The 18,852-nt window shown below is 64.7% G+C and carries 19 protein-coding genes; 6 read left to right on the top strand and 13 right to left on the bottom strand.

The window, feature by feature from the left end; genetic code table 11:
• The first annotated feature begins 14 nt into the window (after nt 1–14).
• The 3 genes from ACXIZN_RS04705 to ACXIZN_RS04695 all read left to right on the top strand — a co-directional run bounded on the left by ACXIZN_RS04705 (nt 15) and on the right by ACXIZN_RS04695 (nt 2,543).
• Nucleotides 15–704 carry a winged helix-turn-helix domain-containing protein gene (locus tag ACXIZN_RS04705; protein ID WP_457960458.1) on the top strand — a complete coding sequence of 230 codons (690 nt, stop codon included), beginning with the start codon at nt 15–17 and terminating at the stop codon, nt 702–704.
• A complete protein-coding gene (locus ACXIZN_RS04700; protein ID WP_457952724.1) occupies nt 701–2,089 on the top strand; it encodes a sensor histidine kinase in 1,389 nt (462 codons plus the stop codon). The genes ACXIZN_RS04705 and ACXIZN_RS04700 overlap by 4 nt, the downstream gene beginning before the upstream one ends.
• A 208-nt stretch (nt 2,090–2,297) precedes the next feature.
• Nucleotides 2,298–2,543 (top strand): hypothetical protein, encoded by a 246-nt coding sequence (locus tag ACXIZN_RS04695; RefSeq protein ID WP_457952723.1) that lies wholly within the window; start codon nt 2,298–2,300, stop codon nt 2,541–2,543.
• A 10-nt stretch (nt 2,544–2,553) separates the two neighbouring features.
• On the opposite strand, the gene ACXIZN_RS04690 is transcribed toward ACXIZN_RS04695, so the two are convergent.
• The 6 genes from ACXIZN_RS04690 to ACXIZN_RS04665 form a co-directional block, all read right to left on the bottom strand.
• Nucleotides 2,554–3,588, bottom strand: a complete 1,035-nt coding sequence (locus ACXIZN_RS04690) for an ion channel (protein WP_457952722.1) — start codon at nt 3,586–3,588, stop codon at nt 2,554–2,556.
• A gap of 112 nt (nt 3,589–3,700) precedes the next feature.
• Entirely contained in the window at nt 3,701–4,057 is a 357-nt protein-coding gene (locus ACXIZN_RS04685; protein WP_457952721.1) for a hypothetical protein, read from the bottom strand.
• A complete protein-coding gene (locus ACXIZN_RS04680) occupies nt 4,045–4,476 on the bottom strand; it encodes an SPW repeat domain-containing protein (protein ID WP_457952720.1) in 432 nt (143 codons plus the stop codon). Before ACXIZN_RS04680 ends, ACXIZN_RS04685 begins: the two co-directional genes overlap by 13 nt.
• Nucleotides 4,477–4,617: 141 nt before the next feature.
• Complete coding sequence (locus ACXIZN_RS04675; RefSeq protein WP_410585643.1) at nt 4,618–5,094, bottom strand: SRPBCC family protein; 477 nt, start codon at nt 5,092–5,094, stop codon at nt 4,618–4,620.
• Between the two features lie 920 nt (nt 5,095–6,014).
• Nucleotides 6,015–6,449 (bottom strand): SPW repeat domain-containing protein, encoded by a 435-nt coding sequence (locus tag ACXIZN_RS04670; protein ID WP_457952719.1) that lies wholly within the window; start codon nt 6,447–6,449, stop codon nt 6,015–6,017.
• A gap of 313 nt (nt 6,450–6,762) precedes the next feature.
• Nucleotides 6,763–6,903 (bottom strand): hypothetical protein, encoded by a 141-nt coding sequence (locus ACXIZN_RS04665; RefSeq protein WP_410585750.1) that lies wholly within the window; start codon nt 6,901–6,903, stop codon nt 6,763–6,765.
• Here ACXIZN_RS04665 and ACXIZN_RS04660 point away from each other — a divergent pair.
• Nucleotides 6,881–7,330 (top strand): DUF4232 domain-containing protein, encoded by a 450-nt coding sequence (locus ACXIZN_RS04660; protein ID WP_457960457.1) that lies wholly within the window; start codon nt 6,881–6,883, stop codon nt 7,328–7,330. The two genes, ACXIZN_RS04665 and ACXIZN_RS04660, sit on opposite strands and share 23 nt — an antisense overlap.
• Nucleotides 7,331–7,817: 487 nt before the next feature.
• Here ACXIZN_RS04660 and ACXIZN_RS04655 read toward each other — a convergent pair whose 3' ends face one another.
• Nucleotides 7,818–8,024, bottom strand: a complete 207-nt coding sequence (locus ACXIZN_RS04655) for a hypothetical protein (RefSeq protein WP_457952718.1) — start codon at nt 8,022–8,024, stop codon at nt 7,818–7,820.
• A gap of 510 nt (nt 8,025–8,534) precedes the next feature.
• Between ACXIZN_RS04655 and ACXIZN_RS04650 the strand changes: the two genes are divergently transcribed.
• Nucleotides 8,535–9,290, top strand: a complete 756-nt coding sequence (locus tag ACXIZN_RS04650) for a hypothetical protein (RefSeq protein ID WP_457952717.1) — start codon at nt 8,535–8,537, stop codon at nt 9,288–9,290.
• Here the strand turns inward: ACXIZN_RS04650 and ACXIZN_RS04645 are convergent.
• From ACXIZN_RS04645 to ACXIZN_RS04635, 3 genes are all read right to left on the bottom strand, one after another.
• The gene (locus tag ACXIZN_RS04645; RefSeq protein ID WP_457952716.1) at nt 9,182–9,454 is read right to left on the bottom strand and encodes a deazapurine DNA modification protein DpdA family protein; all 273 of its coding nucleotides are present in this window, start codon (nt 9,452–9,454) and stop codon (nt 9,182–9,184) included. The genes ACXIZN_RS04650 and ACXIZN_RS04645 overlap by 109 nt on opposite strands.
• Nucleotides 9,451–9,579 carry a hypothetical protein gene (locus ACXIZN_RS04640; RefSeq protein ID WP_457952715.1) on the bottom strand — a complete coding sequence of 43 codons (129 nt, stop codon included), beginning with the start codon at nt 9,577–9,579 and terminating at the stop codon, nt 9,451–9,453. Before ACXIZN_RS04640 ends, ACXIZN_RS04645 begins: the two co-directional genes overlap by 4 nt.
• Nucleotides 9,580–10,127: 548 nt before the next feature.
• Nucleotides 10,128–11,255: a hypothetical protein gene (locus ACXIZN_RS04635; protein ID WP_457952714.1), complete on the bottom strand. Its 1,128-nt coding sequence runs from the start codon at nt 11,253–11,255 to the stop codon at nt 10,128–10,130.
• A gap of 145 nt (nt 11,256–11,400) precedes the next feature.
• On the opposite strand from ACXIZN_RS04635, the gene ACXIZN_RS04630 reads away from it, so the two are divergent.
• The gene (locus tag ACXIZN_RS04630) at nt 11,401–11,526 is read left to right on the top strand and encodes a hypothetical protein (protein WP_457952713.1); all 126 of its coding nucleotides are present in this window, start codon (nt 11,401–11,403) and stop codon (nt 11,524–11,526) included.
• 413 nt (nt 11,527–11,939) lie between these two features.
• Here ACXIZN_RS04630 and ACXIZN_RS04625 read toward each other — a convergent pair whose 3' ends face one another.
• The 3 genes from ACXIZN_RS04625 to ACXIZN_RS04615 form a co-directional block, all read right to left on the bottom strand.
• Entirely contained in the window at nt 11,940–12,224 is a 285-nt protein-coding gene (locus ACXIZN_RS04625) for a hypothetical protein (RefSeq protein WP_457952712.1), read from the bottom strand.
• 943 nt (nt 12,225–13,167) lie between these two features.
• Nucleotides 13,168–14,595: a tyrosine-type recombinase/integrase gene (locus ACXIZN_RS04620; protein WP_457952711.1), complete on the bottom strand. Its 1,428-nt coding sequence runs from the start codon at nt 14,593–14,595 to the stop codon at nt 13,168–13,170.
• Between the two features lie 373 nt (nt 14,596–14,968).
• Entirely contained in the window at nt 14,969–18,793 is a 3,825-nt protein-coding gene (locus ACXIZN_RS04615) for a hypothetical protein (protein ID WP_457952710.1), read from the bottom strand.
• Between the last annotated feature and the right edge of the window lie 59 nt (nt 18,794–18,852).

Genomic DNA, 18,852 nt, shown 5'->3' with positions numbered 1-18,852 from the left:
TCGGCGGAAAGGAGATGCCGACTGTGTCCACTCGCGTACTGCTCGTCGAAGACGACGCGATGATCAGCGAGGCCCTGAGCCTGGCGCTCGCCGATGAAGGTTTCGACATCGAGTGTGCGGCGACCGGCGAAGACGGTCTCGAACTCCTCGAACGTATCCAGGTCGACGTCGTCCTGCTCGACCTCATGCTGCCGGGCATCGACGGCCTCACGGTCTGCAGGACCGTGCGCGACCAAGGGGCACTGCCGATCATCGTGATCACCGCCCGCGCCGACACTCAAGACGTGATCGCCGGCCTCGAAGCCGGCGCGGACGACTACGTCACCAAACCACTGGTCGCCGGCGAACTCGCGGCACGGATCCGGGCGTTGCTCCGGCGAACGGCGCCGCCTCCCCCCTCGCTGTTCACCGTGGGCGAGCTCGAGATCCGGCCCGACGAGGAGAGCGTTCATCGCGACGGGGCACCGGTGCACCTGACCCGCACCGAGTTCCGTCTGCTGGCCGAACTCACGGCGGCCGAGGGAAAGGTCGTCACCCGCGAGCAGTTGCTGCACCGTGTGTGGGGGCACGACTACTTCGGCGACACCAGGTTGCTCGACGTCCACATCAGACGGCTGCGCCGTAAGATCGAGCCGGATCCAGACAATCCGACGCTGGTGCTGACCGTACGCGGACGCGGCTACCAAATCGCGTCCGGGTCATGACACGTTCGGCCGTTCGTTCGGCGTTGCGTCGGCTTTCCCTGCGCTGGCGCGTCGCCGCCGCTTTCGGCCTCGGGCTGGCGCTGGTGATGACGGTGCTCGGTGTCGCGACCTGGAACCTGACCACCGGCTACATGCTCGACCAGCGAGAGCAGAGCACCACTCGTCAGTCCGAGGTCAACGTCGGCCTGGTCGACAAGGCATTGGCGGAGCACTCGGACAACCTCGACGAACTGCTGACCGGGCTCGCCAGCGGACCCGATTCGTCGATCTTGTTGTCGCGGCCGGACGGCTGGCTCACCAGCGGCCGGCAGATCGAGCCAGGAGCGATACCCGCCAGTCTCGTGGAGAGCGCGCGCAAGGGTGTCGCGGCACGGCAACGCTTCATCGCCGATGGCATTCCCGTCCTCGCTGTCGCGACTCCGGTCGGAGGTGGCGACAGCATCTACGTCGAGCTGTATCCCTTGCTGGAGCTCGATCGCACCTTCCGGTACCTCAGCTTCCTGCTGATCACCGGCACCGTCGTCGCCGCGCTGTTCGGAGTCGCCCTCGGTGCCTGGGCCACCAAACGAGCCCTTCGCCCGCTCGCCGCGCTCCGAGGAGCCGCGTCCCGCGTCGCACGAGGAGATCTCACGACACGGCTCCCTCACCAGAACGACCCCGACCTCGCCCCGCTGGCCACCAGCTTCAACACCACGACCGAGCAGCTCGAACAACGGGTCCGCCGCGACAAACGCTTCGCCGCCGACGTCAGCCACGAACTCCGCTCACCCCTCACCACGATGATCAACGTCACCGAGGTGATGGTCCGAAGGCAGGACGCCATGCCGCAGACCGCCCGCAAGGCCTTGGGACTGCTCAGCTCGGAACTGCACCGCTTCCAGCGGATGGTCGTCGACCTGCTGGAGATCTCCCGGGCAGACCAGGACGACACCGAAGACTCGGCCGAACTGGTGGACCTCGACGCCCTCGTGCGCAACGTCATCGACAGCAGGAACGCCGCCGGGATACGTATCGAAACCGATCCCGAAACCCCCCTCGTCTCCGCCGATCGCCGCCGCATCGACCGGGTCGTCACCAACCTGCTCGACAACGCCGACCGCTACGGCGAAGGCGCCGTCGCCGTGACCGTCCGCAGGAACGGTGATCGGGCGAGGATCGAAGTGGACGACGCCGGCAGCGGTGTCCCGCCCGCGCTGCGCGAACGCATCTTCGAACGCTTCGCACGCGGTCTGCACGCCGGACGCCGCGACCGCGAAACCGGCAGCGGCCTCGGACTGGCCATCGTCGCCGACCACGTCCACCGCCACGGTGGCACGGTCTGGGTCGAGGACCGGCCCGGCGGCGGTGCCCGCTTCGTCGTCGAACTCCCGGAGGCCACGACATGAAGCTCCGCTCGTCCGTACTCGTCTTGGCCTCGCTGGCGTGTCTCGGCGGCTGCGGCGTGACCGCCCAGGACGAACCCGAACCGATCACCACCCTCGTACCGACCACGACCCCGACGGTCACCAGCCGATCGATGCCGCCGACACCCTGCACGCCCCCGCCGCAAACGTCAGACACTCGTCAGGTGCAGTCCCCGCCACCACCGACACAATGAAGGAAGTCGTCGTAAGGAGGAGGGACATGACCGTCCACGACCACCGGACCGACGACATCACCGAAGAAGTTCGCGAGTGGCTTTCCCGCGAATTCGCGGCCTCCCTCCCGGAGTCGGCCGTCGACGACATCGTGCGGTCAGCCCACGCCGACCTCGACGGTCAGATCCGGCCCGATGCTATGGGGGAGATGCTGCACCGTCTGGCCCGGTTTCGCGTTCTTCGGGCGCTTGAGAACCACTGAGAAGGTCTCTTCAACGACGCTTCTGTAAGGCAGTTTCGATTTCCACGTCAGTGAGGCGCCGGGGGCTGACGTAGTAGAGCACGGCCCCGACCGGGAGCTCAGCATCCCAGGCGGGATTGACCACGAGGTCGTCGTCGGTCCGCGCGGCCAGTACTGTGGCCCCGAAAGTACGCCCCAGTGCCATCCGGCATTTCTCGGTGCTCAGCCTCCCCAGCGACGTCGGCAACGTCACCGAGTACGTCCCGGCCCCGCCCGCCGTCATCAGCTCGGAGTAGACCTCGGCGATTCCCGGCGAGGTCAGTTCTTCCGTGACCATCCGCGGCGTGTGCCACTGCACGCATTTGATCCGCGGATCCACGTAGCGGACCAGCTCGGATTTCTCCATGTCCCGCAACGTCACCACGACATGCGCCGACCGGTTCGCGTGGTCGACGGTCACCGCGACGGCCAAGGCCTCGTTGTCGTCGCCCATGTCGACCAGGATGCTGCTCGCCGCCCCGACCGCGGCCCGGGCGAGCACGTCGGCCGCGGTCGGCTCACCACGGACGAAGTCCACCGGCTGCGACGGCATGGGGTGGACCTGCACTTCGTCGCTCGCGCAGAGGACGAGCCCGGTCACGCCGTCGGCGAGAAGTTGCGCGACGATACGCTCGGTGCGGCCGGCCGTGTAGCCGATCAGGAGCGTGTGCCCGCTCGCCCGAACGGTCTCCATCCCCTGCATCCGCCGTCCCTTCGCCTGTTCGAGCTTCGAAGCGAGCTTGGTGAACACCGTGGTGAGCGTCGCGATCCCGCCGATGATGACATAGGCCCCGACGAAATGGCCCGCGGTGGTCTCCGGCGAGAAGTCGCCGTATCCGACTGTCGCGGCGGTGACCACGAAGTACCACCAATAGTTCCCCGGCTCGACGAGCTCGCTTCCCGCGGGTTCGACCAGGGCCATCAGCGGCCAGCTCGTCGTGAAGACGAAGAGGACGACTGCGACCGGAAGCATCCACCCCTGCTGTAACACCCAACGCGCCAGCAGCCTCGACAAGACGAATGGCACTCGCCTCTCCTCACCGTCCGCTATCGACGCCTCACCGGAAGCCGCTCCACGTATCTGCGGAACACCGTATCCGCGAACTGTCCGAAATGGAACTCGCACTGTCCACTAGCGACTACCATCTGCGGGTGTGCTGGTGGAACCTGAGCTTCCAGCTATCGTCTCGGCTGACGTAGACGCTGCTCACCTGCGCCGCGTAGGGTGTACCGTCCTTGGTGGCGACCATGCCGTAGCTGACGAACCCGACGGCAGGACTAATCCGTGTCGCGCTCAAGCCGTCAAGGCGACAGGCATCCCACTTGTCACCGCATAGTGCGCTAAGCGCCACTTCTCGCTCTTGGATGGGCGACCGGTCGGCGAGCAGGACCACGATCCGGTCATCGAGAATGGTCTCGTAGAACGAGCGTGCGGCAGCCGGGTCGGCCGTGAGTACTCGCCAGGCTCGCTGTTCCAACTCGGTCAACACGTCCATGACCGCTGCCGCCTCACTCTCACCGGCGGCGACCAACGCGGGATTTTCCAAGCGAGGAAAGACAGGCCGAGAACGATCGTTCCTACAACCATGTCAACGATCGCCACATCGGACTCGGCTCCGCCGCTGTGATACGAGAGGAAGAAGGGGGTACCGAGCAACCAAAGCCCGGTGACCGACTGGACCGGTCGCCAGATCTGGTACTCGGCGAGCTCGAGAAGAGAAGCCGCACCGCAGAAGATCAAGGCGGCTCCGGCGACACGTTCGTTCCAATAGCCCGAGGAGCCACTTTCGTTTCCCCCGATGTCCGGTATCGATGGTGACAACGCAAGCCAGAGCCCGGCCAGGAAGACCATGCCGTGGATCGCGGCGGGAACCAGGCTGTGCCGCACCACGCGAACATCAGCTTCACGGTCCACGTCGGGACTCCACTGGTCCATGCGGTGTTGTGCTCCTGTGCCGTCAATTCACCGTCCTCCGGCATTCGCCGGACGGCGACCACCTTGCCGCATGATGGCGTGAACGAACCTGACAATCACCTTACGATCCGACCGGCCTGGTCAGTCGCGTCGAGCCGGCGAAGTGCTCAGCCCGGCGGCGTGGTTCGCGAGCCCTGTCGCCATACCCTGCATCACTCGCTGAACTTGCCGTTCGGAGGTCCACCGCGACATCCCGCGAGGCGAATACGTTCCATGCCAACGAATCTGAGTTCCACCACCGAGGACTTCGAGAAGATCGACCACTGCACTGTGGTCTGCCATCTGCGGGTGCTCCACGCTCTCGTAGGCGAACCGACGTCCTGGCGTGAGGCCAGTTATCCGATCAGTGGCGACGCTCCTCCCGACGCGGAAGGCCCGTATGGCGCCGACACCGTCCCTGTTGTTCACCGAGAGACCACTCGAACCCCCCAGGTCCAAGGAGTCGATGTGCGACCACGCAGGCCAGCTCCTCGGGTCCAGCAACAACGTCCATACCACGGCCGTTGGCGCAGCCGACTGGGCCAGGACGTCGTACGACCGCACTGCGGAACTCCTCATATCGTTCGACGGCTCCCTATGGCGCGAACCAGGGAAGCCTCCTGTCACGATCCAGATCGTGCCACATCCGGGGAGCCGATTGGGGCCATGTGCCGAAAATCCTTGAGACATGAAGGAAAATCACAAATGGCGACCCCAGCCTGAGGTCAATGAGTCCACTATGGACTTTTCGCAACGGTCGTCTTTGTTCGTCCTCGAAGTGATCAATACCGCGGTGAGCGCCTGGACGGCCGTACTCGACACCCGCCACCCTCTGGCCGTCGCCCGCACGCTCGGCGCCACCCCAGGGCAAACGGGACTGGGTCTCGCCATGGCTCAGCTGCTTCCCGCCCTTCCCGGCGCCGCCGGGATCCCCTTCGCCTGGCGCAGCCAAGTCCAGTACCTGCCCGGTTCCTGGCTCCCGGACTGGGGAACCTGCTCACATCACTGTTTTCACGGCCATCCCCGCACTCGCCCTCGCACGAGAACCAGTCGCGCAAGCACTCCAGTCAACCCCGCTCCGACAGTCGGTCGAACAAGAACCATCCACGCTGTCAGCTGACTCGCCACCGTCCTGCCCGGAAGTGGTCGTCGGCTCGGACGTCACACCGACGATAAGGTGCCAGAAGGCCGGATGTCGTGCTCGAAGAAGCCGGTGCGAGCCAACTGATGCCGCATCGGGGAACGTGTTCGCGGAGGTTTCGTTCCGAGCGCGTCTCCGCCTTGCCCATGAGTGCGCGGATCACCACATGCGAACACGCTCAGGATCGCCACCGCCAAGCCAACCCGGATCAGTGCATTGGAAGGTTGATCATATCTCATATACAATGCGTTCCCGCGAAGAACTCGTCCGCTCATGGTCGGCGGTCACCGCCCCGAAACGACATCGCGAAGACCGGGCTGCCGCACACCACCGCCTGCGTAGCTCGATTTCCTCGGCGTCACTGTCCGCGCGAGTGGCTTACCCGAGACGTGGGGATGACATACCAGATGAGCAGCAGGAACACACCGACCGCGATATCGCTCGTCGTGACTCCGGGTGCTGGCATTCCGTCGTTATACTCCAGCACAAAAGGCGCTACGAGCAGCCATAGGCCAAGAATCGGCGGCACCGAGAACCACCATGAAGCCGCGCGAGGTTCCACCAGGGGCGCGGAACCGATTGCGATCAGCGCGATGCCCACGAGCACATCGTTCCAGTGCCCGTCGAATCCGCCTCCGGTGCACTCATGATCGAGCACAAACGGTGAAAGTATCAACCAGACACCGGCGAGAAAGGTACACGCTCCCGCGACAGCGGGAGCCAGGCGGCTCGTTTCGTCGGCTTCACTATCACTCCTGTCGCTTGTGATTGCCTTGGGCCGGCGTGGCTTCATACTTATGAGGAAACTCCTGTCGTCCGGCATCCCCCGCCAAGCCGACGGGGGGCCTTCCACCTCAAGTGTGGCGACTGCCCAAAGAGCTTGACCTGACGATTCCCTTGCGATCCGGCGATGCCGCCGCCGATGTGATGACCACGCGAACGACAAGTCCCAAGCCAGCCAGAAGTGATCGATAGTCAGGGCCGCCGCCCACCTGTCGCGCCGAACATGTCTCTGACGTAACGGTTTACCAAGGTAGGAATCGAACACCGGACACGGGTAAGCCATCAGGACCTCCCGTCACCACTCATACCGATCAGAAAGGAATTCACATCATGTTGAAGCCAAGTCCGAAATGGACCTTGGCCATCACGGCGTCGGTTTGCACTCTCCTTTCCGCCTGCGGTGATGATGGAACGACACCGGCTTTGACCGGTGCTCCCCCTGTGTCCTCGACAAGCAGCTCCATCGGGTCGACCTCGGCGCCACGGACGCTGGAGACCGAGACGGCTTCAGATGGTCTTTGCCAATCAGACGACGTCACCTTGGCGCTCGGCAAAGGAGATGGTGCCGCCGGTTCCGTCTACCGGCCCCTTCTGATCACCAATTCCGGCAATGAGTCATGCCGGATCCAAGGCTTCCCCGGAGTGTCCTATGTTGCCGGTGACGACGGGCACCAGGTAGGGAAACCAGCCGACCGCGCCGGCGACAAGGGCGGCGTGGTCGAGCTGCGCCCTGGGCAGGTCGCGGCCGCCGACATCCGGTTCGTCAACGTCCACAACTACGATCCCGCTACCTGTGACCCGGTGCCGGGTCAAAGGCCTGCGGATCTACCTGCCGCAGGAGACCGAATCGAATTTCGTGCCTGCCGACGGAACCGGCTGCGCGAATCCTGACATCCCCGGCGATCAGCTGACGGTCAGGTCGGTCCATCCAACCTGATCCGGGCGATGGGAACTCCGCCGCCGAACGACCTGTGGCCTGCCCACCGCAGGCGGAGGAATCGCTCGCCATGACAAACCCTTCCTGTGGCCAGGGCTTCCGGCTGCGGTGCTCGCCGCGCTCGCCCTGGGTATCAGTAAGGCGTTGCAGCATCACGCGACCCAGACCGCGCCGTGCTGGCCGGGACGACGCTCTGCGCGGCAGAGCTTGGCGCCTTTCTGAGCTTCGCCAGGCCGGCGCCCGGCGACAACCAGCTTACCGACCATGAACTCGCGATAGCCGGGTTTGCTCTCGCCGTGATCCTGGTCTGTTGCCTGGCCCGGGGGCCGCACGGGGCGTCCGTGCCGGCCGGGCTGGGTCGGGTACGGGGCGGGGCGGCCGGTGAGGAGTTCCCATCGATGCACGGCGACGCCGTACTCGCCCCAGTCCACCGGCCCGGGTTCACCGTGTGCTGCGCGGCGGGAGCGCGGTACGCGGGCGGTCGTCACGGTCCTTCACCTCCTTCCGCGCTCGGGACTTCGGTGCGGGTGTGGTGACGGCGATGACGACCGAGGGCAGCATCAGATCGCCCTTCGATCCGCGCTGCGCGGGACAGCCTTTGGTGCCGTCGGTCGCGCGCGGGGTCGGCAGAAGTCGTGGAGTGTCCATGAGAGCTGGGCCTCCTTGTCATCGGTGTGGCGGAGAAGTCGGTGGACGAACGGTGCCGGCGGCCGGGCCCCACGCACCGGGGGAAAGGCAGCTATCGATCCCTGCGCTGTGGGCCGCGGCGCACCGCGTTCCGTCCGGCGGTGGCGTCGGTGTGCTCAGGGCGCGGGCGCGGTCGGGAAGAGACGGTCCGCCGTCGTGTGTGTCGTGGGTGCAGTTCTTCGCGTCCGAGGCGGTCGGGGTCGGCAGCAGCCGCACCGAGTCGGTCAGCGTCACGCAGCCGGCCGGGATCGGGCGGCCCGGCTTCTGCACGGTCTGGATCGCCGACGACCGCGAGGTACGGGCGTCGCTGCGCCAGCGGCCATGCAGCGAGAGCTCGGTAGAGGCTCCGTTCCCCAGAACCAGCTGTCTCATGAGACTCCAGTGACCGAGCCGTTACCTCTCCTGAGAGTCGTCACAGTTAGCGGCGGCCATGATCTCGGTGAAGATGATCGTGAGAACGGGGAGATGACCGTGAGCGGGAGTTCCGAACCACCTGGGGGCGCGAGCTGGAAGGTGTGGGCCAGGCGGTGGCGCGGTCGGTGTCCGAGGTGCGGGCAGAAGCATCCAGGGGTCGGCGACGGTCCGCTCGCTCACCCCCGCGCCGGCATCGCGTCGAAGCGGACACGGCGGACGGTCTACGTCCTCATGTGCGGGCTGCTGCCGTGGGCGGGCGTCAAGACGATCTGGACGCTGGGCGGTGACGCGCTCGGGGTCACCGCCGAGGGATGGCGGGAAATCAACGCCAGCGGGCCGGGAGCGGTTGAGGCGCTGGCAGCGGTGGGCATCGATGTGACGGTCCTGGCCGCGGCGGCCGGGGTGTTACTGCTGTTGGGGCTCATGTACCCGTGGGGCCAGGTGTTCCCGCGCTGGACGCTGGTCCTCGCCGGGCGGCGGGTCCCCCGCCTGCTGCCCCTGCTCCCCGCGTGGCTGGCAGCCGTCGGTCTGTCGGTTTACGGGATTTTCCTCCTGATCTTCGCACCACTCACCGCCGTGGGCGTGCTGCCAAGTCCGGCGATCGCGCCGCCGTTCACCACCACTTCCGGAATCACGTGGATGATCGCCTTCGGTGGCCTGGCCTTCGGTGGCCTCGGCCTCGGGCTGGTCGCGGCCGCCAAGTCCTACGCCACTCGCACTCGACCGGTCTGCGCGGCACACCTGTCCGGGCACAGCCCCGCCGACGCCTTGCAGCTCGGCACTTCCACCCGAAGCGGCTCGCCCGGTCGATGACACGGTTCTCGACGAGCTGGAGAACCACCGGAATCCAGCGCCCTCTGCCCCAACGCGCGAGGCAGGGTGCGGCGCCCGGCCAGGCGCTGGTGCGAGACCAGCAGCGGCACCCTGAGATCACGAGCGAGCCAGGCGGGCTGGTGGGTGCCGAGAAAGAACCTCACGACGCCACCTCCCGCCGCCGCGACCACAGCGCCAGGACCACGCAGACCACCGCTGTGGCGGCGGCTTTACCCGCGAGCTGCCCGGGCAGCAGCGCCCACGATCCGAACGCGAAGGGCACGAACACCGCGCTGTCCACGATCAGGCCGGCGAGATTCGAGGCAGCGATCGCCGCAGCTCGTCCCCGCGAGCGCCACCTGCGTGTGAGGCCTACTCCCTAACTCCCGAGCGCAGAACTGCGGCGGCGCAATCACGCATACGACCTAGCCATCCATGAATATCAGCTGCCAGCCTCACGATCTTCCGATGCCGCACCGGGCACGCCGACGCTTGCGCTCGCTCTCTGTGGTCTCCAAGGCCCAATCGGCAAGGCTGGCCATGGCCAACGGTGAACCCGCCGCCAACACGCTGACAACCCGAGACCCGAACCAAAGACGCACTTCGGTTCGCTTGCCTGCGAGGGAGGTCCAGTCCCGTCCCTGGTCGTGGTCACCCAATCCTGCGCAAGACCTGGGACTCCAGCACGCTACAAACACTTCTGACTAGGGCACGTATTCATCGCGACGTAGTCGAGCCGAAAGCTTTCACTCCGTCAGCTAGTTAATGCACCCGCCGCGGTGCGCATTCGACGGTGCCCTGCGAGCTGGAGGCTCGCAATATGGTTCCATATCAGGATTAAAGCGATGCCAGTAGCTCCGCGAAGAACTTGCTTAACATGGACGGTGCATCAGGTTGGGTCAACTCGAACCCACCAAATCGATAGACCTCATACCCGCGCAGCCGGAGTTGGCGATCCTCCGCGACCATCTGCGAGTACAGCTGTGGAGATGCCTGATCGCCGTCGGCGTAGTGTTGCTTGCCGTCGACCTCGATCACGACACGTCCCCCGTTCGGCGCCAGTAGCAGGAAGTCCATCCGTTCCCGTGCGAGCGCGCCTGGGCGCCCACCGCGCTGCTTCCACGTCGACGGGTCGTAGTGAAGATAGACCTGAGGTAGAAGAGCAGGCACGGACGAGCCTTGTTCGGCACCGTAGCGCTCACAGTAAGCTCGGAACAGCGCACGCTCGACCTTGTTGTCACCCAGCGACGCAGCGAGGCGGCCATACAGGTTCAGCGCGACCTCCCGCTCCGGGGCACCACCAAGGTTCTTCGTCATGCGCCACCAGTCGCACAGCTGAGCCCAGGTCAAGCCGGACGTGTCCAGCGGATGGTCGTAGAATAAGCAGTACTCGGCGTTCCTGGTGACCTCGATGACGTTGTCGATCGCGTCTCGCAACACGATGTCCGGTTTCGGCCCTGTAGACGCGAAAATGAGATTCCGGGGCTGGCCGTCCACTCCGCGCAAGCGTGAACGCCCGCCACGCTCGTCATCGAGGTCGTCCAGCCGAGTGAATACGGGGTTGAAAACCTCGCTGAGGTACCCGCGCCTAGCACCCCATCCGCCAGCTCCGCTCATCCCTCGGGAGCTCCAAAACCCATGAAAGCCCTTGAAGTCCCTGAACGGCAGGTCGAACGGAACACCGAGACGCTTGAGGACGGTGCGTAACGTTCGTAGAACTGCTGCGATTTCGTCGTCGTCGAGCCTCTGCGTACCGTCGGTGCCGAACAACTCCAGTTCGCCATGCGCGAGGCGGCCCAGATCAACCGCCGCGTCAATGTCGCTTGGCTCCTGTTGCGGCGTACGGCGAACAAGGTCAAGCCGACCGAGATGGAGGACCTCTGTAAACCGCGAGCTAGACCATGGGTCGCCATTCATGTCCCAGGCCGGGTTCTCCTCCGGCACAAGAAACCAACTCGATCGCACCCAAGTCAAACTAGCCGATGCGCCCGCGAAGACTCCTCCCGCTAGCGCGAAGCCACGTCAAGCCGGTCGTACAGCGCACCACCGCCGCGACGATACGGCGCGGCACTGGCCAAGAAAGGTCGCCTAACCTGCATAGATTGACCCGTTGCGACCAGCGGACGACGAGTACACCCGACGTCCCGAACAGATCGAACTCGCCAAACACCAACGCGGCGCCGAGCTCATGACTCCCATCGAGTACGCCACGCTCTACCTCAAGTTCACCGCCTGACGTGACCGCGTCAGTTCCAAGTGCGCAGGGCGAGGGTAAAACCGTGGACATCACTGGCCTTCTGCTCGAGAACACAGATCACGCCCAGCCGACCTGCGACCACACCCAGCTTGTCCAGTTGCGGAAGCAAAGAACTCCAAACCTGCTGAAGTCCCCACCCCAGCGGTCGTGACGAACAAGCAGAAGGCTGCTACGCCACCACCCGGCTCCGCAGAACACTCCTCCACCTATGAGCACACCGGAGCAAACGGAGACATAATGGAGCCCAGTCGCGATCAACGCCGAGGCGAAATTGCCGCCGAAGGGCCAACATTTCTGCAGGTCGGCAGCGGTATCGATGTTGTGGGCCGGGTCGGGCTCGAACCGACGGCCAAGGGATTATGAGTCCGCTGGCCATCGTTGGGTGACGTGCTCTACGTCGGCTCGCCAGCGGTTCCGGCAATCCGTTGCCACAGTATGGCGACGAGGCGGCACAGGGCGATGGCGGCGCCGGGGCCGAAGATCGCCAACCAAAGTCCGATGATGCCAGGTTCCTCGTGGCTGACCGCGGCCAAACTCAACCCTGTCACCACTGCGGCCGATACGAGCAAATGGGCCGACAGCGCGATGAGCCTGGCTCGTTGCGTTGGGTATGACCGACCGGCGAGGTAGATGGACATGATGAACGCGGGAATGTAGACGAGCCCTGCTCCGGTCATGTTGACTCCTTCGCTCCGCCTATCAGCAGGCTAACCGGATCAGGGCTCGACATGTCAGCCGTCTCCGACTGTGTGAAAGATCTGAGTCGCGACCAGCTGACGGGCAACGCACACGATGAACGGCCGATCCCGCGATGAGACCGCCCGTCCGCTACCTCTTGCCCAAGGCATCGCTTAGAGGGAGACCACCGTCCATCCAGACCGGGCGCCATGATCCGGGCCAGCTCACGTGCCAGGATATCCTGTCTCGAGGCGCCGCCTCCTCCGCGTAGTCGGGAATTGTCGGTGCCGACTGCCATGATCTCCGCGCCCGAGATCCGCTTGGGCTGGGTGGGTAACCCGGCTGGGCGGCGTCGCTTCCACACAACGCCGCCCAGCACCCACGCCATCGGGCCAGTAGCAGGGAGCGCCCCTTCGCCGAGCCATGGTCTCTTAGATGGCCGGCTGGGTCGCCAGTCTCGAAGGGCCCTCACCCGGTGCTCACCGCCCAATCGTGCCAGGATTCTCCAGATGGCTCCGCGTTCCCTCCCCCTCGGCGTGGAGCCACCCTTTTCCTCGCAGTTGCTGCGCGCTCCCGACATCGCCTGTCGTCATTCACACGAATTTCCCTGGGGCAAAACTGGGGCACGAGGAGGTCCCGAACGGTCTTAAACTGCATCCAGCAGCGCTGAACCACAGCGCTTTTCCTGCGGTTTCTCCGTTCCCGCAGGTAGAAACCCCCTGCGCACCTCACTGGCAGTGAGGGGGTCAGGGGTTCGAGTCCCCTTAGCTCCACAGTACGAAGACCCTCCCGAATCAGCGGAACTCCCGCAGGTCAGGGAGGGTTTTCTCGTTGGACCGATGATCTTCGGTGATCACCTGAAGATCCGCTGCGGATCGATTCAGGAACCCTTGCTGGAGGATTTCTGGAGGATCGATCTTGCCTGTTCTGCCTGCTCGATGATCAGCAACAGGCGCCAGGCCGAGGACACGTGGGGCTCGCGGTGAAGCGAGGCAGGAAACCTCTCAGCTGCCGCAGGTTCTCACCCCTGCTTTCCCACCACCGCGGCGCGCGGTGGGGGTCAACCAGCGTTCGCGCAGATCCGGCCGGCTGTGGCGCGTTCGGTAGGCCAACGGCCGTGCGGGCTTTGCGCCAGCGGCGCTCGAGACAGCGGAGCAAGCGTCGTTCGACTTCGGGGGCGACGTGGCTGTAGGTCTCCACGATGCGGTTGTCGAGCCGGTGCCCGAGCCGTCGGGCTTGGGCGATCTCGGGGATACCGTCGGCGATCATCCACGTCTTGTGGCTGTGCCGGAGTCCGTGGAACGTCAGCCCCGGCCGGACCGGTTCGATCGGCACAGCAGCGTCGGGACGGTGCAGGTTTCCGTCCACCGCGGGGCGGAAGACCCGCCGATCGAAGTCACTGCGGCGCAACCAGCAGCGACGCGGACTCGCGAACACGACGTCACCATCATGACCGTCCAGGTGATCCCGCAACAGATCGATCAGGAACGGTGGCAGCGTGATGGTGCGTGCCGACGCGGGCGTCTTGGGCGGCCCGAGCCAGAGCCGGTGGTTGCCTTCATGCAAGCAGCCGGTGTCCGGATCGATGACGATGCAGCCGTCGTCGAGGTGCGTGTTGACGCGGCGCAGACCGGTCAGTTCGCCCCAGCGTGCCCCGGTCCAGCCCGCGGTCACCACCAACAGCCCGTAGCAGCGGCCGCCGAGCAACTCCGCGTTGTCGGAGATCCGGACAACTTGCTCGGGCGTGGCCCAGACCCGTTCCGCGGGAACAGGCGACCGCTCACGGCGCCGACCACGCCGCGCCCTCCTGCGCACAGGATTGACGGCGATGAGGCGCTCGTCGACAGCGTCGTCAAGCATCATCGAGAACACCGTGACAACGCCGGCCACCGTCGACCGGGCGTAACGGCGCCGCAACTCCTTGACCCACAACGTCACCGCCAGGGCGGTGATATCACCGACCGCGGTACTCCCCCACCGAGGTTCGATCTGGTTACGGATCCGGCTGCGATAGTTCTCCTCAGTCCGGACCTCCACATCGAGAGTCTCGCTCCACAAGGCCACCCAGGCGGACACGCTGGTCTTCGCCGCCTGCGGGTCCAACCAGATACCACGCCGTTGATCGGCCTCAATCTGATTGGCATAGTCATCAGCCAACTTCTTAGTACCGAAACCAGAACGCGACCCGATCCTGCCATCAGCCGTGGGATAACGGACACGCCACGAGCGCTGGCCGATCTTCTCTGTCCAAGCCATACTGACCTCCCGGGCGCCAGCGTCAAAAGTGGACAGACCCGGTATGCGCCACCGTTTGACAGTTCGCAACTCGGCTATTACCAGTGCAAACGCGACGAAGGCAAGCAACGCCACGTCGATGAGCCGCAGATTCCTTCGGGTTACAAGTCCCCTCCGCTATAAGGTCAGCCAGCGCCGCGAAGTGTCGAATTTCTACCATCTGCGCAGGTCAGCATGGGTCTTGCACCCGTCCGAGCGGCAGGCTGTATCGGGCCGTGTCGGGCTCTGCTTCGGCAACGGAGACCAATCGGAGACGGCGCAAGCGCGGCCTCGCTGCTGTACAGCGGCTCCCTGCCACCTACGAGTGCCTGGTTTACCCGGCAGGGTCACTGGGTGATGCTGGTGCGCTGGCTGACGGCGGCGAAATGAGTCACATGAAATGCCAGTGGCGACCTCCGAACAGGTAGACAACCAGAGGTACCGGTCAGGAGGCTGCGTAACTTGCCCGTCAACGCTCGTGCTGGAGCGCCTCCTGCAGCCCGTATGCCCCGACATCGGCCAGCTTGTCGACGACGTTGAGACATCTATCGCGCATTGCCGCGTCGCCTTGCCGATAGAGCCGGAGCACGACGGTGACAATGTCACGGCTGACAGCCGCGGTGGCTCTACTCAGATCACCGAGTTCGGCACCAGCGTGTTCGACGGCGCGTTCGCAGGCGATGATCGTGGTCGAGGGCAGTAATCGCAGGCTTTGCTCAAGCGCGTGGAAGAGGACACCGAAGCTGTCTGGGAAGCCTCGGCTGGCCGTGTATGCCGCCACGACGCGTTCAGTGATCGAGGCAGAGTCGGTTTCGTGGAGGACTCTGATCGCTGCGGCGGCGGCTTTGCGGACGTCCGGATCCTCGTCGTCAAATAGCCTTACGAGTTCGTTGGCAGCAAGATGCGGTGCTGTGGCCATGGTTTGCGCGGCTCCCTGCCGCGCCAGGTTCGGTAAGTCGAGGACGTCGGAGAGGCATGCCTCCGGTAGCTGGTCATTCAAAAAGGCATTGGCCCAGATGTGCCCCGCGCTTACCGCGATGGAACTGCCTGCTTCGAGCGCACGGTCGAGGTGCCGCGCGAAACGCGGGCCTGCCTCGCAGACGGCGTACAGCATCAGCTCGTTAGCAGGGTTTGAGAGGTGAATCTCAATCGTGCTCGTAGAGAACAGTGCGTCAGCGATATCGAGCGCCTGCTCCAGGTGGCTTTCGAACAGCGCCAAAACAGGGCGAGCGGCTTCCGCGCGTACAGACAGGATTGGATCCTGTGCGAGCTCCGCCACGACCGGGAGCAGCCGAGGTGCATGCGTCGGATCAGCAACGAGAATCTGACCGATTGTCGCAGCGGCGACTCCTCGAGTCGAGTTCAGCCCTTCCGTTGCCAGATCGAACTCGTCGTCGGGCCGTCGGCCCGCGCGTTCCACCGCAGGATCGACCGCGCGGGCGTAGTGCTCGAGTAGGCCGATCAAGGCATCCGTGGCTTCCTCGGCGGTGTTTGCTATGGCTCGGCACACGGCTTGGCCTGCCGCTTCCCCTGCGAGATGCCTCGCGTGTTCACACAGTTCAGTCAGTTTCGCGGTGGTGACCTTGCCAGCGACTGCGTTGACCACTTCGATGATGTTGGATGTCGGAATCTGTTCGTCAAAGGTCAAGGCGAGTTCGGTGAAGCGTTGCGGTTCGATCGTGGCACGGCGACCGAGCAGTTGGGCGAGTTCTCGCGAGCCTCCGACCGCAAAGTTCCGACGAGCGAGTTCCTCCCTCGAACTGTACTTGGCGATAGCTCGCAACCAGTCTTCGTCGGTCATGTGTTCGCCTGCCTTTTCGGGCACCGGCGGGCCAACGAAGTGAGCTTCAACAGGCTCAGGTGGCCGGATAGCGGCGCGGGTGAACTTGCGCTCGAGTTCACCTAGCCTGCGCCTGACAGCAGGTGTCAGACGACTTTCGGGCAACGCCGACATCAGCACGTACTGGGTGTACCCCCAGGCTCCACTTCTTCCGGGCTTCCTCTCCCAGGTGGGGTAGTGGGCAAGGAGCTTCGTGTCTAGAGCCTCGAGTTGGGCATCGCCGCAGTGCGGTGTGGCTGCCTCGATGAGTAGCCGTGATGCCCAGACGTTGCTGCCCTGCCAGCCCAGTTTCAGGTTTCGGTCGTCCGATCGCAGCCAGTCGATCGCCTCGTCCGCTGCTGACTCGGCGATGACTGCGTAGGCACGGCACGCGAGAAACCGCGCGACCTCGTGATCACTGCTGCACAAAGTGGGGATAATCGAGCTCGAGTTGCTCCAAAGGTCGTGCGCAGTCGCGCGTAGGGCGATATCGATGCCGTCTAAGACTGCTGCGGTGACTTGATGAGATCGGTAGAACCTGTGCGCCCAAGGACCTCCGGTCTTTCGCTCGCTATCGGCGTCCGTGGCAGTGTCGTCCAATACTGTAAGTACGAAGGGGAGCACGTGCTCCAGGTACTGCTGTGGCGCTGCTGTGGCGATCTCGACGATCGTCTTGTCGCCACCGGCGCCTCCTGCCTGGTCGATGTAGTCCGGAAACGGGTCGGCGACACCGTCGGCTTGCGCTCGTTCTCTGGCGCGGTTCAGATAGGCACCGATCACCCGCGCCGCTCCTGCGGGATCTTCGTCGTTCAGGCCGACGATGATCGACCAGAAGTTGCTGTTGACCGCGATCGGCCCTCGAGCTCCGTCCAACAAGCCGCGGCGGAGCAGCTCAACGGTCAGGTCGACCAGGCCTGGCGACAGAAACCACACGACCATGGACCGCAGTCGAAGCGTCCACTCGTCAGAGTTGCCGATGAACGGCTTGACCAGTTCAGCGACGCGTTTCCCACGCTCCCTGGCCGCCCTGATCAGCACGTTGGCTGTCGGTGTAGCCGTCGCAGTCTCCGCGAGCAGCGGCTCCCAACGACCGGCCGAGTCGGCAGCATCGAACCAAGCGGGCTCCATCAGCAGGGCGAGGAGCCGCCCACTACGACGTGAGCCGCTGAATGCGAACGGTTCGATCGCCAGCCAGTCGTCTGCCGCAGCCGGCAGGGAACTGAGGACCCCGATCACGACGTCGAGAAGGTTCGAACGAATCGCGTCGCTGGTCAAGAGCCGGACCGCGTCTGTCCGGAACCGCCGTCGATTGACCCCGATGAGGTGTTCGAGGACCTGGCGCAGCTGGGCGCGCCGGAACAGTTGCTGACCCGAGTTCACCACGAAGTCGTGCAGATCTTGCCCCTGGGCGACGAATTCTTGTGCGAACAAGAAGTCGAAGTAGGTCTCATGAAAGAACTGGACGGTGTCGCCGTCATCGCGGACGATCCCCGCCGAAGCCAGTGCTGGCCGTGCACGTTGCGGAAGCCGATCGAGGAGCGCAGCTGGTGCATGCAGGGTCTCGTGTTCGCTCATGTAGGTCACGAGAGGTGCGATCGCCCCGTGCCAGCCAGCCGCCCCAAGGTCGCCTTCGACCAGCGAACGGAGCTGGCCTGTGAACTGTCGATACAGGTCCGGAAGTGTCCGGTACGGCAGCTCACGAGACTTGGCTTCCAGCCGGAAGAACACCGCCAGGTGCAGAGGGACTCGCAACAAGTCGAACGTATCCGCCGCTAGTGAGGTCGCGTCGACGCTAAACTCAGCGAGAGCAGCACGTACCGCCGTGGCATCAAGGTCCCCGACCTCGAGCTGCTCGACCTTGTCCTCGTCGAGTAGCAGAAACCTCATTCTCGGATCATCCAAAAGGTCAGCTGTACGCACGACGAGGACGACCTTCATTCGGCCGTACCTACTCGCCTGTTCGACCACCTCGGCGACAGCGTGATAGCTGTCGGGGATGCGGCCGCTGTACGTACTCACCGCATCGAGCTGATCAATGACGAGTACGGCCGGTCCACCGCCGGCAGCCGCAGCCAGGACGTCCACGGGGGATGACCGCAGGTCTGCTGCCTTCCCTAGTGCCGCGGCGTTTCGGCAGACACTGTCGATCGCGTCCATGCGCACTACCGCAGCCGTCCAGCCAGCCTCGGTCAGCTGTTTCACAGCCTCGGCCGCGACCGTGCTCTTGCCTGAACCGGCACGACCGTGCATCACAACAACTGGACGGCCATCATCTGCAGTCAGTCGGTCGGCCAGAAGTGGCGCTCCAGGATGGGCAGCCATGACCGGCGGCCGCGTGATCCGGTTCCGCCGGTAGTTCCTGTCCACGGTATCGCTGATCGCCTCATTGTCCCGTGCTGGCGCAACGACGCCGTGACCCTCGGGGCAATTAACCACGTAGGTGTTGTTTTGCGTGTTGTGATCGCCAACCTGCACGCCTTCGCTTTGGCTGACGTCTACACGCCGCGCCAGCTCCGACGGGGTCGGACTGCGGT

It is taken from the genome of Amycolatopsis sp. TRM77291, assembly GCF_054166285.1.
This window is presented reverse-complemented; position numbering and strand designations above follow the sequence as displayed.